Origin of the sequence: Pseudomonas atagonensis, from assembly GCF_011369485.1 — a bacterium.
In the GTDB taxonomy this organism is placed as follows: Bacteria; Pseudomonadota; Gammaproteobacteria; order Pseudomonadales; family Pseudomonadaceae; genus Aquipseudomonas; species Aquipseudomonas atagonensis.
In genome coordinates this window covers 85,279-97,475 of sequence record NZ_VXCA01000023.1, presented here as the reverse complement: position 1 = coordinate 97,475, position 12,197 = coordinate 85,279, and the positions used below count along the sequence as shown (strand labels likewise).

Annotated in this window: 13 protein-coding genes and 1 riboswitch; of the genes, 7 read left to right on the top strand and 6 right to left on the bottom strand. The window is 60.0% G+C overall.

The features are described 5' to 3' along the window. The first annotated feature begins 20 nt into the window (after window positions 1-20). Window positions 21-1,019 carry a methyltransferase gene (locus F2P67_RS14910; RefSeq protein WP_166221229.1) on the top strand — a complete coding sequence of 333 codons (999 nt, stop codon included), beginning with the start codon at window positions 21-23 and terminating at the stop codon, window positions 1,017-1,019. Between the two features lie 39 nt (window positions 1,020-1,058). Beyond that, window positions 1,059-1,183, top strand: a riboswitch (yybP-ykoY riboswitch). A gap of 87 nt (window positions 1,184-1,270) precedes the next feature. Continuing rightward, the gene (locus F2P67_RS14905; protein ID WP_007956837.1) at window positions 1,271-1,855 is read left to right on the top strand and encodes a TMEM165/GDT1 family protein; all 585 of its coding nucleotides are present in this window, start codon (window positions 1,271-1,273) and stop codon (window positions 1,853-1,855) included. Between the two features lie 44 nt (window positions 1,856-1,899). On the opposite strand, the gene F2P67_RS14900 is transcribed toward F2P67_RS14905, so the two are convergent. Further along, on the bottom strand, window positions 1,900-2,718 hold the full coding sequence (locus tag F2P67_RS14900) for a M48 family metallopeptidase (protein ID WP_096822780.1): 819 nt from the start codon (window positions 2,716-2,718) through the stop codon (window positions 1,900-1,902). A gap of 263 nt (window positions 2,719-2,981) precedes the next feature. On the opposite strand from F2P67_RS14900, the gene F2P67_RS14895 reads away from it, so the two are divergent. Next, window positions 2,982-5,123: a methyl-accepting chemotaxis protein gene (locus F2P67_RS14895; RefSeq protein WP_166221228.1), complete on the top strand. Its 2,142-nt coding sequence runs from the start codon at window positions 2,982-2,984 to the stop codon at window positions 5,121-5,123. A gap of 204 nt (window positions 5,124-5,327) precedes the next feature. On the opposite strand, the gene F2P67_RS14890 is transcribed toward F2P67_RS14895, so the two are convergent. From F2P67_RS14890 to F2P67_RS14880, 3 genes are read right to left on the bottom strand one after another with little or no spacing between them, the layout of a single operon-like run. Continuing rightward, a complete protein-coding gene (locus tag F2P67_RS14890; RefSeq protein WP_166221226.1) occupies window positions 5,328-5,951 on the bottom strand; it encodes an SOS response-associated peptidase in 624 nt (207 codons plus the stop codon). A 36-nt stretch (window positions 5,952-5,987) separates the two neighbouring features. Then, window positions 5,988-6,248 (bottom strand): putative signal transducing protein, encoded by a 261-nt coding sequence (locus F2P67_RS14885; RefSeq protein ID WP_025109321.1) that lies wholly within the window; start codon window positions 6,246-6,248, stop codon window positions 5,988-5,990. Window positions 6,249-6,257: 9 nt separating this feature from the next. Beyond that, complete coding sequence (locus F2P67_RS14880; RefSeq protein ID WP_020799766.1) at window positions 6,258-6,440, bottom strand: CPXCG motif-containing cysteine-rich protein; 183 nt, start codon at window positions 6,438-6,440, stop codon at window positions 6,258-6,260. A gap of 141 nt (window positions 6,441-6,581) precedes the next feature. Between F2P67_RS14880 and F2P67_RS14875 the strand changes: the two genes are divergently transcribed. Continuing rightward, on the top strand, window positions 6,582-7,745 hold the full coding sequence (locus F2P67_RS14875; protein WP_178120931.1) for a 1-acyl-sn-glycerol-3-phosphate acyltransferase: 1,164 nt from the start codon (window positions 6,582-6,584) through the stop codon (window positions 7,743-7,745). 133 nt (window positions 7,746-7,878) lie between these two features. Here F2P67_RS14875 and F2P67_RS14870 read toward each other — a convergent pair whose 3' ends face one another. Next, complete coding sequence (locus F2P67_RS14870) at window positions 7,879-8,157, bottom strand: hypothetical protein (protein WP_166221222.1); 279 nt, start codon at window positions 8,155-8,157, stop codon at window positions 7,879-7,881. A gap of 192 nt (window positions 8,158-8,349) precedes the next feature. Between F2P67_RS14870 and F2P67_RS14865 the strand changes: the two genes are divergently transcribed. Next, a complete protein-coding gene (locus F2P67_RS14865) occupies window positions 8,350-8,556 on the top strand; it encodes a hypothetical protein (RefSeq protein ID WP_008083982.1) in 207 nt (68 codons plus the stop codon). A 192-nt stretch (window positions 8,557-8,748) separates the two neighbouring features. Here the strand turns inward: F2P67_RS14865 and F2P67_RS14860 are convergent, their stop codons facing one another. After that, on the bottom strand, window positions 8,749-9,333 hold the full coding sequence (locus F2P67_RS14860; protein ID WP_166221220.1) for a YajG family lipoprotein: 585 nt from the start codon (window positions 9,331-9,333) through the stop codon (window positions 8,749-8,751). Between the two features lie 205 nt (window positions 9,334-9,538). On the opposite strand from F2P67_RS14860, the gene F2P67_RS14855 reads away from it, so the two are divergent. Both F2P67_RS14855 and mqo read left to right on the top strand, forming a co-directional pair. Beyond that, a complete protein-coding gene (locus F2P67_RS14855; protein WP_166221218.1) occupies window positions 9,539-9,772 on the top strand; it encodes a hypothetical protein in 234 nt (77 codons plus the stop codon). Window positions 9,773-10,478: 706 nt separating this feature from the next. After that, the gene (mqo, locus tag F2P67_RS14850; protein ID WP_166221216.1) at window positions 10,479-11,987 is read left to right on the top strand and encodes a malate dehydrogenase (quinone); all 1,509 of its coding nucleotides are present in this window, start codon (window positions 10,479-10,481) and stop codon (window positions 11,985-11,987) included. Window positions 11,988-12,197 lie beyond the last annotated feature (210 nt).

Sequence of the window (12,197 nt, the reverse complement as noted above, 5' to 3'; positions counted from 1 at the left end):
ACTTTTTTTGAGGAGCAGTTATGGATCCGCGCAGTGAAGTACTGCTTCGTCAGCCCGAGTTGTTTCAGGGTTCGCTGTTGTTGGCCGGTCTGCCCGCCGACGATTTGCTCGGGCGCCTGCCCAAGGCCTTTGGCTGGTGCTGGCATGCCGGCGATCAGGCCGCACACGATGCCCGTTTCGAAGGCCGCAGTCATTTCGGCGTGAATGTCCCGGAACGCGAATTCGACAGTGCCGTGGTGTTTTTGCCCAAGTCCAAGGATCTGACCGATTACATCCTCAACGCCGTCGCCTCGCGACTGGCGGGCCGTGATGTGTTTCTGGTCGGGGAAAAACGCAGCGGCATCGAGGGCGCGTCCAAGCAACTGAACCCGTTCGGCAAGCCGCGCAAACTCGACAGCGCCCGTCATTGCCAACTCTGGCAAGTCACCGTGGCCAACGCGCCAGAAGCCAAATCGCTGGAAAGTCTGGCGCAGACGTATGAATTGCCGCTGGCCGAAGGCCCGCTGAAAGTCATCAGCCTGCCGGGGGTGTTCAGCCATGGTCGTCTGGATCGCGGCAGCGCCCTGCTGCTGGAGCATCTGGACAAACTGCCAAGCGGCCACTTGCTCGATTTCGGTTGTGGCGCGGGTGTGCTTGGCGCGGCGGTGAAACGCCGTTATCCGCACAATCAGGTGACATTGCTCGACGTCGATGCCTTCGCCGCTGCCAGCAGCCGCCTGACGCTGGCTGCCAACGGTCTGGAAGCTGACGTGCTGACCGGTGATGGCATCGATGCCGCGCCCATGGGTCTGAATGCGATTTTGAGCAATCCACCGTTCCATGTCGGCGTCCACACCGATTATTTCGCCACCGAAAACTTGTTGCGAAAAGCGGCCAAACATCTGAAAAACGGCGGAGAACTGCGCCTGGTGGCGAACAGTTTCCTGAAGTATCAGCCACTGATCGAAGAGCACCTGGGCGTGTGCGCGATCAAGGCCGAAGGCAATGGTTTCCGGATTTACCGGGCCAAGCGCGGCTGAAAATTAGCACTTGCCGAATGGATTCTGCCTAGGCAGAATCCGCTCCGTCCTAGGGGAGTAGTCTCCCACGAGCACCCAGCTCGTCCGGCATACGTCAACATACTTGATCCTCAGATCATGGCGTATGCGACCCAAGCGTCCGCACCAGACGGATTGCAGGGTTTGACAAGACCTATGACACGCACACCTTACCCGGGGCGGGAAGGCTGTACGTGTCATAGCCGTGTCGACCCGCCCCTTAGGAAATCCTGATGCTGGACTCGTTACTCGTTCCCACCGCAATCGTTGCCTTGGCCGAAATCGGCGACAAGACGCAACTGCTCGCGCTGATTCTCGCCGCTCGCTTCCGCAAACCCTGGCCGATCATTGCCGGTATTGTCGCCGCGACCCTGGCCAACCACGCAGCAGCCGGCGCGGTAGGTGCCTGGTTCGGCAGTTTCTTCTCCGATTCTGTACTGCACTGGATTCTCGCTGCGAGCTTCGCCGCCACCGCGTTGTGGACTTTGGTTCCGGACAAGATGGACGACGATGAAGCCAGCACCGCACGCAAGTTCGGGCCGTTCCTGACCACACTGATCGCCTTCTTCCTGGCTGAAATCGGCGACAAGACCCAAATCGCCACGGTGATGCTGGCTGCGCAATATCCCGAGCTGTGGCTGGTGATCATCGGTACGACGGCGGGCATGTTGATTGCCAACGTCCCGGTGGTATTGGCGGGTAATTTTGCGGCCGAGAAACTGCCATTGACGCTGATTCGTCGCCTCGCGGCTTCGGCATTCCTGATTCTGGCAATCGTCGCGGTGTACAAGGCGATGCAGAGCAGTGGCTGGGTCTGATCCGGCAGATCGCTCCCGCATCGAGTGCGGGAGCGATCATTGCTTCAGGACTTCGGCGCTTTCTCATACAGCGGCATGACCTTCGGAATCGCCGCCTGCAACGAAGCGATCCGGCTGGACGACGCCGGGTGCGTGCTCATGAATTCCGGCGGTGCGCCTTCCGAGGCCTTGCTCATCTTGTTCCACAACGTGATCGCCGCGTTCGGGTTGTACCCGGCGCGTGCGGCCAGTTCCAGACCAATCAGGTCGGCTTCGTTTTCGTTGGCGCGGCTGTTGGGCAGCGTCATCCCGTAGTTGGCCACGGTGTCGGCCAGCGCCAGGCTGTCCTGACCCAGACCGAGCAACGCGCCCGCACCCTGCTTGGCCATTTCAATGCCGTAGGCCTTGGACATCGCTTCACGACCGTGCTCGCGCAGGGCGTGAGCAATCTCATGGCCCATCACCGCAGCGATTTCATCGTCGGTGAGTTTCAGGCTGTCGATCAGCCCGGTGTAGAAAATGATCTTGCCGCCAGGACCACAGTTGGCGTTGAGTTCATCACTCTTGATCAGATTGACTTCCCACTGCCATTGCGCGGCATCCGGTCGGAAGTTCGGCGCCTGGGCGATCAAGCGGTTGGCAATCGCCTGTACCCGCTTGGCTTCATTGCTGGTTTTGTCCAGCACACCTTTGCTGGATGCCTCGCCAACGGTCTTCTGATACGACTGGGCATACATCTGGTCGACCTCTTGCGAGGACAGCATGCTGAACATGTACTGCTTGCGCTCCACACCGACGGCGCCGCCGCTGGTGGTGTTGACCGACTGACAACCGGCCAGCAACAGCGCTGCGCTCAGTGCACTTACAACCAATGTCTTGTTCATTCAAAAGCTCCCTGAAAACCTGCCGCGTATCCTAGGCGGGTAATTGTATCGGCGCCAGATACACCGGACGCGCTGTAGCGACTTTCAGATAATTCCCACGGTTGCTGTCGCAAAAAATTCACAACTTGCGCCAGGCGCCAAGCCACCGCGTCGCCTACCGATCCATTTGCGACATGCCCTTTCAATTCCGCCCCGCCCCACTCATGGCCCGATGTCTGCTGCCGATACATCAGCGCAGACGTCCTCTTGCGTGCGGAGCCCCCATGAAGTTCAAGTCGATCCAGTTTTCCGTCGCCGCCCTGGCCGGCGCCATCGTCCTCAGCGTGGTTGCAGCGCTGGTGTTGTATGCGCTGTTTTCCGGCGCACGTACGCAAGAGATGGTGCAACAGCGCACCCAGGCTCAGTTCGAGCAAGTCATAGAACAGCGCCTGACCTCGTTGGCACAAACCCAGGTCAGCCAGATCCAGCGCGAACTCGAAGCGCCGCTGCTGATTGCCGGCGGACTGGTGCGGGTCAACGCCCTGCTCGGCACGCCGGGCGCCGATGGCCAGCCACGACTGTCCGTCAGCCGTGAACAACTGATCAGCCTGATCAAAGAGAACGTCGAAAAGAACCCGAAGATTCTCGGCACCTACATCGGCTGGGAAAAAAACGCTCTGGATCACAACGACGCCGCTTACGTCGGCACCAGCGTAGTGGGCATCGACGCGGCCAACGGGCGCTTCCTGCCGTGGTGGTTCCGCAACGACGACGGCACCCTCGGCCTCGACAAACTGGTCGACGTCGATGACCAGAAAGTCCTGTCCACCGGCGTGCGCGCCAGCGAGTACTACCTGTGCTCGAAAGAGAGCAAGAAGTCCTGTGTGATCGATCCGGCACCCTACAAGGTCGGCGACAAGATCGTCATGCTCGCCTCCTTTATTGAACCGATCATGCTCAACGGTGCCTTCCAGGGCATCGTCGGCGCCGACCTGTCGGTGAACTTCATTCAGGAAATGCTCCTGGGTGCGAACCAGAAACTCTACAGCGGTGCCGGTGAGATGGCGCTGGTCGGCGGCAACGGGCGGATCGTCGCCTACACCAAGGACCCGAGCAAATTTGGCGAAAAGGTCAGCGATATCCTTGATGCTCAGCAGATTGCCAACATCGCCAATCTCAAGCGCGGCGAAGTGACCTACTCCGTAGACAAGGACAAGGGCCGCATCGAGTTGTACCTGCCGTTCGGCATCGGCCAGACCGACGCGCGCTGGACGCTGATGCTGCAATTGCCGTTGAACGCGGTGATGGCCGACCTGCAAAAACTTCAGGCCGACCTCGACGCGCAGCGCAAATCCGACACCTTCGGCATGGCCATGGTCGGCCTGCTCATCGCCGGCCTCGGCCTGTTGGTGATCTGGCTGGTCGGCCACGGCATCGCCCGGCCGCTGAAGCAGATGGTCGCCATGCTCAATGACATCGCCCAGGGCGAAGGTGATCTGACCCGTCGTTTGACCAGCGATCGCAGTGATGAACTGGGCTCGATCGCCAAGGGTTTCAACACCTTCCTCGCCAAGTTGCAGGCGATGATCACGCAAGTGGTAACGTCGGTCCAGAGCGTCAGCGACTCCTCGGAACACACGGCCGACATCGCCATTCGCACCAACATCGGCATCCAGAAACAGATGGCCGAGATTGATCAGGTCGCCACGGCGGTGCAGGAAATGACCGCCACCGCGCAGGACGTGGCCCGCAACGCCACCCAGGCCGCGCAGGCCGCCAGCCACGCGGATCAGGCGGCCAGTCAGGGCATGCAGATTGTGCGTGACACGTCGAATTCGATTGGCGTGCTGGCGGTGGAAATCGGCAAGGCCGTGGACGTGGTGCAAAACCTGGCCAAGGACAGCGAGAACATCAATGCGATTCTGACCGCGATTCGCGGGATCGCCGAGCAGACCAATCTGCTGGCGCTGAACGCCGCGATTGAAGCGGCGCGGGCCGGCGAACAGGGTCGCGGCTTTGCGGTGGTAGCAGATGAAGTGCGCAATCTGGCGCAGAAAACCCAGAAAGCCACTGAAGAAATCCAGTCGATGATCCAGCAACTGCAACAGGGCACCCGCGACGTGGTGCGGGTCATGGAAGACAGCCAGAACCGCACCGACGAAAGCGTGCAGCACGCGGCGAAAGCGGCGCAGGCGCTGGAAACGATTACCCAGGCGGTGTCGGTGATCAACGACATGAACACGCAGATTGCCAGTGCGGCCGAGGAACAAAGTGCAGTGGCCGACGACATCAACCGCAATGTGATCAATATCGGTCAGGTGGCGAATGAAGTGGCGGGCGGCGCGGATGAGTCGAGTTCGGCGAGTGCCGATCTGACCAAACTGGCGGAGCAGCAGCGGCGGTTGATCAATCAGTTCAAGGTTTAAGGGCAAAAGCCCCTCACCCAACCCTCTCCCCGAGGGAGAGGGGGCCGATCGAATTGCCTCCCGCCATACATCGACCTGAAATATCGTGGCGAATATGGATTCGGCAAAGCACTTTCAAGTCGGCGCAGCTCTGCAATATCCCCCAGTCAGTCCCCTCTCCCTCCGGGAGAGGGCTGAGGTGAGGGGCTCTTGATCTACCCCCACTTATCCCGGGGTCAGGCACTCCGGCCCGTTGAGTTTCGGATCGTTGACCATGTTCGCCAGCACCCGCTCGCGCAGCGCCGCCGGCTCACTGGCGAGCAACCCCTGCAGCACATGCAGAGGCGTCGCGGGATCCAGCCACGCTGCCTGCCCCGCCTCATCGAGAATCAACGGCCGGCGCTGACTGGCCGCCGCTTGCGTGATAACCGCCGTGCTCAGCCACACCTGTTCCTGCACCGGATAGGCTTCCCAGATCGCCGCAAAAAACAGCGAGGAACCCTCGCCCGGTGTGAGCCAGTACGGACGCTTGCGCTGGGTGCCGCGCCACTCGTAAAAACCGTTGGCCGGCAGCAGGCAGCGACGCAAACGCAGCGCTTCACGGAACATCGGCTGCTCCGCCACGGTTTCCGCCCGGGCATGCGCCGGCGTACGCGACAGATCGGTCAGCCACGGTGGCGTCAGCCCCCAGCGCGCACGGGCCAATGTGCGCTGGCCGTCTTCAGCGGCACGCAGCATCAACACCGAATCATTGGGGGAAATGTTCCACTGCGCCAGTTGATCGGCAGGAAAACCTGGCAGGGCCGCGAAGTCGCGGTTCCAGCGAAACAGGGCATAACGTCCACACATGGGGCAACACAACTCAGAAATAAAACGAACGTCAGCCTAACAGACCAGCGTACCGGGGAAGCTCTCCGGTTCATCGCCGGGCAGCGGCAGCGCGGCATTGTACGCGGTGATCAACTCACGGGCGTACTCGGCCTGATCGTTGTCGACCGACAGCCCCAACAGGCCGAAAATCGGCAACTCGCCGGTGCCGCCGAGCAAATCGCGCCCGACCAGATGCGCCTCGATGCCTTCGCTGGCGAGCATGCCCTTGAGCATTTCACCTTCCATCAGGTTTTCCGGCTCGTAGATTCGCTGCATGGGCGCCCCTCACTCGTTTTCACTGAAGACTTCCAGAAACCAATCCTCGCCGTGAACCTGCAAGACAAACGTGATCGGTCGACAACACACCTGACAGTCCTCGATGTAGGTCTGATCGCCACCGGACAGGTCCACCGTCGTCTCGACCTCTTCACCACAATACGGACATTCATACAGTGCGCTTTCCAGCATCGCGGTCTCCCAGGTGACTTGTGCGTATAATCGCCGGTCTATTTGCAGGGCTATTTTTGTCTGGCTACTTTTTCAGACCGTGCCCCGTGGTGTTCGATCAACACCTTTACTTACCCTAGCCGTTTCCAACAAGAGAGCATGATGGGCGAATTCGATGCCATCCGACCTTACAACGACAGCGAAGTACCTGCGGTACTGGCACGACTGCTCGGCGACAAGGCGTTTCTAGATATCCTCACCCACTTCCGCTTCCCGCGTTTTGCCGGTGCCTTCGGCTGGATGCTCAAACCACTTATAGCCCATCGGTTGCGTCGTGAGTTTGCCGACGTGACCTCGGTGGCCACTTTGCAGGACAAAGTCGAGTTCTACGTCGACCACACGATCGAGCGCGCCACCGATGGCGTGACCTATACCGGCGTCGAGCAATTCAAGTCCGGCAGCGCCTACCTGTTCATCGCCAACCACCGTGACATCGTGATGGACCCGGCCTTCGTCAACTACGCCGTGTACCACGCCGGCCTGCCAACGCCGCGCATCGCGATTGGCGACAACCTGCTGCAAAAGCCGTTTGTCAGCGACCTGATGCGCCTGAACAAGAGCTTTATCGTGCATCGCTCGATCACCGGGCGCCGCGAGAAAATGGCCGCGTATCAATTGCTGTCGGCCTACATCAACCACTCGATCCGCAACGATTGCGCCTCGATCTGGATCGCCCAGGCCGAAGGCCGGGCGAAGGACGGCGACGACCGTACCGAGTCGGCGATCCTCAAGATGTTCCACATGAGCCGCAAGGACGAGCCGTTCGGCGAGGTTATTCAGTCGCTGAACCTGACCCCGGTGTCGATCAGCTACGAATACGACCCCTGCGACCAGGCCAAGGCCCGCGAGCTGTACATCCGCGCCACCACAGGCACTTACGCGAAAGCGCCGGGCGAGGACGATGTGAGCATTGCCAAGGGCATTACCGGCTACAAGGGCCGGGTGCACGTGAACTTCGCAGCGCCGATCAAAGAGCTGTTCGAAGACACCAAGCAATTGGCGGTCGAAATGGACAAGCAGATTCTCGGCGGCTACCGGTTATTCCCGGTGCACTACCTGGCGTATGCGCAGTGGGCGGACGCGGATCCGCAATTGAATGTGCCGAAAGCCGCTGAGGTGTTCCCGGCCGATGAGCTGGCCAAGGCGCAGGAAGAATGGCAAAGCCGACTGGACGCCTGCCCTGAAGAGCATCGCCCGTATCTGGTGCTGCAATATGCGACGCCAGTGCGCAATCAGTATCGGGTCAAGGCTGGGTTGGCGCTGTAAGCAAACCACTGTGCACTTGTGGCGTGGGGATTTATCCCCGTTGGACTGCGCAGCAGGCTCTGTTTTTCTCAGGTAAAAGCTGGGGGGGCTGAGCCCTCAACGTGGATAAATCCCCTCACCACAGGGTTCGCTTTTAGTAGCGGGTGCTGATCCACGAGATGATCAGGGCCAGACCCAGGCAGGCAAATCCGAAGCGATAGAAAAACCGGTTCATGCGCAGCGTCGCCCAATCGAGGATCGGCTCGGCGTTCGGTTGCGCCTGGCGCTGCGCAGCAATGCTGGCCATCGCGCGTTGTTCGCGGCGACGGGTTGCGTGCAGCAGCCAACTGCCGGGAAATGCCAGCAGCAACGCCAGCAGGTTGATCAATTTGGCGGGATGGGCGGTAAACAGCGTCATCAAGTGCAGCGACATCACAGACCTCAAAACGTAATCGGTGTGGCAGGCGCCAGACCGACGACCGCGGCGCGATTCTACCGAAACCGTCCTGCGAAGCCTCACCTTTACGATAAATAACGCGACAATCGACCGATGGCTGTCCTGTGTCACGGCTTCGTCATGTGGATGCACCACCATGCGCGCCTCGAAACCGACACGGAACGCGTCATGCTCCACGCTGAAAACCAGGATCGCCTTTACCTCATCACCCCTTACGACGAACAGCAAAGCCTCGTCGGCAGCCTCGCTTTCAATGTTCAGGATCGCCACTGGCTGGTGTATTGCGCGCTGGGCGGGCATCAGCACGCGGATTTGCCCGAGACCGATTTGCTGACGGGTGTCAGCGTGCTCGACTTCTACTCCCAAGCTGCCTGACACACCACCGTTCCTGTGGGAGGGGGCTTGCTCCCGAAGACAGTGTGTCAGTCGACTTATAATTGATTGATCCAGCGCTTTCGGGAGCAAGCCCCTCCCACAAGGTTCCAGGGCTGTTCAGGAAAATCGTGCTGTTATGAAAAAGCCCGGGGCCATTGCTGGCACCGGGCTTTTTTGCATCAGCCGCAACACTTACTCGGCGAGGATCTGACCCACGGTCGGGTCCTTGAACAGACGCGTCAGCGCATCGCTCAATACATCGCTGACCAGTTTGGTGTTGGTTTCCTGGTTCGGCGCCATGCCGAAACGCTGATCCAGCGAGGCACCGTAGCGGCCACTGTAACGACGGTTGGCGTTCTGCACGTCGGAGCGGAAGGTCGCGCCGATGGTGGCTTCGGTCACGTACATGCCTTCTTTCGGCGACTGATATTTCAGTTCGGCCAGGGTCACGGTCAGCTGCGGTGCATTCGGCGCGTTGTTGGTCGGGGTGAACCCGAGCAGGCGCACGGCGGCTTCAGCCTGAGCCTGCAGCTTCGGCAGGATCTGCTCGCGCTGCACGGTAATGGCGCTGGTTTCCGGGTACAGACCGCCACGAGTGCCGAGGGTTGGCGACGGACGACCGTCGACCACACGCACCACGACTGGCTGGCCACGGCCGACCGGTGCCAGCTGGGTGGTCAGTTTCGGTTCCGGACTCAGTTGTTGCGGGCTGTGGGCGCAGCCGGCCAGAGTCAAACCGGCCACAGTGATCAAACCGAACAACAGGCGTTGCAACATGCTCTTCTCTCCAGAATCAGGCACAAACAGGCCGGCAGTATAGCGGTGGGCCACTGCGGGTCACCAGCATCGCGCGGTGAATACTGAAATGTCTGACAAACCCCGTCGAAAGCGGTTCCTGTCACACATTCTTCACCGCCCATACACCTTGACGTCACGGCCCTTTGACAACCTTCAAAGCAGTCCCCCAACAAGGTACTCGGCCATGCGTTTTCTGATCTCGTTGTTCGCCCCACGCCCGTTGCACCGCAGCTTCGCCCTGCTTGACCGCAACGGCCACTGCCAGGCGTTCAAACAGTGCAGCCTGCAGCCAATGGGCGACGGTTGGGTGGAAATCGATGAAATCCGCCTCAACTGGTTGAACCAGCCACTGCCCGCCAGCGCCCGCGTCATAGCGTCGCAGCCTCGCGCACGGGTGCAGGCGATGTTGAGCATCTGACCGGATGCCTAATAAAAGTCATTAAACACGAGCAACTGCCCGCATTTCTTCGATACAATCTCCCCCCGATTATAAGGACGTCTCCTGATCGGGCCCCGCAACAGCGTCAATGCGCAGGCATTGGCATCAAAATCGCCCACAGAGAGCCGCCCACACAGATCGAGTGAAGTTGGCGCGCTTGCCTGTTCTTCCGGCAAAACCCCGCTTTTCGCGAATCTGCAGAGCTGTCATTACGCTCGGCCACCGCGTTGTTCTGCCCTTGCGGGCACGGTGCCAGGCTTCGACAGCCCTTTTTGAGGTTCACGTCTTCAAAAGAGCGTGAAAAAAACGGGTTTTCACAACTTCACAAGAGTGTGGCGAGCAAATGAATAGTTTTGCGTCTGAACATGCACCATTAGCGTCTGAAACAGCCCAACGACACAGGACCGGCCATACCTCGAATACCGGAGCCTGAAGCCTGTCCGCTACGGATTTGGTTGCACAAAAACGGATGTCTCGACCATAAGTCGAATTGCCAGCCGCGTGCTGAAATGAGTTCATGGAGCTCTTGAGGCCAGGCCGCCTGCATCCGTCAGAGTTGCGAAAAATTGCGAAGATTCGGACATGGCGAACCTGACCACCGTTACCTGGGGCACCACTGACTCGCCCCGGAACGCCTGGCAGCCATGCCGACAATTTGGTGCTGCAGATTTTGGAGACGCGTTAAATGGCGCATAACGAAGCAGTCGACGTAGTACTGGTTGGGGCCGGCATCATGAGTGCCACCCTTGCAGTGCTGCTCAAAGAGCTCGATCCGGCGATCAAACTGGAAGTTGTCGAGCTGATGGATTCCGGTGCTGCGGAGAGTTCCAACCCGTGGAACAACGCCGGTACCGGCCACGCCGGCCTGTGCGAGCTGAACTACACGCCACAGGCAGCCGACGGCACCGTCGACATCAAGAAAGCCGTGCACATCAACACCCAGTTCGAAGTGTCCAAGCAGTTCTGGTCGTACCTGACCAAAAAAGGCACCTTCGGCTCGTGCAAATCCTTCATCAGTCCGGTACCGCACCTGAGCTTCGTGCAGGGCGACAAAGGCGTTTCCTTCCTCAAGGAACGCTTCGACGTGTTGAGCAAGCACCACGCTTTCTCCGACATGGAATACACCGAAGACAAAGCGAAGATGGCCGAGTGGATGCCGCTGATGATGCCGGGCCGCTCGCCGGACGAAGTCCTCGCCGCCACTCGCGTGATGAACGGCACCGACGTCAACTTCGGCGCCCTGACCAATCAGTTGCTCAAGCACCTGACCAGCGCACCGGACACCCAGGTCAAATACTGCAAGCGCGTGACCGGCCTCAAGCGCAACAACGGTGGCTGGACCGTCAGCATCAAAGACGTCAACAGCGGCAACAGCCGTGAAGTCGACGCCAAATTCGTCTTCCTTGGCGCGGGCGGCGCGGCTTTGCCGTTGCTACAGGCTTCGGGCATCGAAGAAAGCAAAGGCTTCGGCGGCTTCCCGATCAGCGGCCAGTGGCTGCGTTGCGACAACCCGGACGTGGTCAAGCATCACCAGGCCAAGGTTTACAGCCAGGCTGCCGTGGGTTCGCCTCCGATGTCGGTGCCGCACCTGGACACCCGCGTGGTCGATGGCAAGAAGTCGCTGCTGTTCGGGCCATACGCCGGTTTCACCACCAAGTTCCTCAAGCACGGCTCCTTCATGGACCTGCCGCTGTCGGTTCGCGCCGGCAACATCGGCCCGATGCTGGCCGTGGCCAAGAACAACATGGACCTGACCAAGTACCTGGTCAGCGAAGTGATGCAGTCGATGGAGCAGCGTCTGGATTCCCTGCGTCGTTTCTATCCGCAGGCGAAAGCCGAAGACTGGCGCCTGGAAGTGGCCGGCCAACGGGTGCAGATCATCAAGAAAGACCCGAAAAAAGGCGGCATCCTGCAGTTCGGTACCGAACTGGTGGCCGCGAAGGACGGTTCCCTCGCCGCCCTGCTTGGCGCTTCGCCGGGTGCTTCGGTGACCGTTTCGATCATGCTGGAACTGATCGAGAAGTGCTTCCCGGCCAAGGCCAAGGGTGAGTGGGCTGGCAAGCTCGCGGAAATCTTCCCGGCCCGTGAAAAGGTTCTGGAAACCGATGCTGCGCTGTATCGCAAGATCAACACGCAGAACAACATCGCCCTGGAACTGGTTGAAGAAAGCAGCGAGACCCCAAGCTTCGCTTGATCTTGCGGCATAAAAAAACGCCCCGTACTCAGTGAGTGCGGGGCGTTTTTTTACGCGTGAACATTGGCAAGACTTCTGTGGCGAGGGGATTTATCCCCGCTGGGCTGCGAAGCGGCCCCAAAATCTGCTGGCAAGGTGAATCAGGCACACCGCAATCAACGGATTTGCGACTGCTGCGCAGCCGAACGGGGGCAAGCCCCCTCACCACAG

Coding starts and splice junctions, on each gene's coding strand:
- F2P67_RS14910 (WP_166221229.1), top strand. CDS start 21: ATGGATCCGCGCAGTGAAGTACTGCTTCGTCAGCCCGAGTTGTTTCAG.
- F2P67_RS14905 (WP_007956837.1), top strand. CDS start 1,271: ATGCTGGACTCGTTACTCGTTCCCACCGCAATCGTTGCCTTGGCCGAA.
- F2P67_RS14900 (WP_096822780.1), bottom strand. CDS start 2,718: ATGAACAAGACATTGGTTGTAAGTGCACTGAGCGCAGCGCTGTTGCTG.
- F2P67_RS14895 (WP_166221228.1), top strand. CDS start 2,982: ATGAAGTTCAAGTCGATCCAGTTTTCCGTCGCCGCCCTGGCCGGCGCC.
- F2P67_RS14890 (WP_166221226.1), bottom strand. CDS start 5,951: ATGTGTGGACGTTATGCCCTGTTTCGCTGGAACCGCGACTTCGCGGCC.
- F2P67_RS14885 (WP_025109321.1), bottom strand. CDS start 6,248: ATGCAGCGAATCTACGAGCCGGAAAACCTGATGGAAGGTGAAATGCTC.
- F2P67_RS14880 (WP_020799766.1), bottom strand. CDS start 6,440: ATGCTGGAAAGCGCACTGTATGAATGTCCGTATTGTGGTGAAGAGGTC.
- F2P67_RS14875 (WP_178120931.1), top strand. CDS start 6,582: ATGGGCGAATTCGATGCCATCCGACCTTACAACGACAGCGAAGTACCT.
- F2P67_RS14870 (WP_166221222.1), bottom strand. CDS start 8,157: ATGTCGCTGCACTTGATGACGCTGTTTACCGCCCATCCCGCCAAATTG.
- F2P67_RS14865 (WP_008083982.1), top strand. CDS start 8,350: ATGCTCCACGCTGAAAACCAGGATCGCCTTTACCTCATCACCCCTTAC.
- F2P67_RS14860 (WP_166221220.1), bottom strand. CDS start 9,333: ATGTTGCAACGCCTGTTGTTCGGTTTGATCACTGTGGCCGGTTTGACT.
- F2P67_RS14855 (WP_166221218.1), top strand. CDS start 9,539: ATGCGTTTTCTGATCTCGTTGTTCGCCCCACGCCCGTTGCACCGCAGC.
- mqo (WP_166221216.1), top strand. CDS start 10,479: ATGGCGCATAACGAAGCAGTCGACGTAGTACTGGTTGGGGCCGGCATC.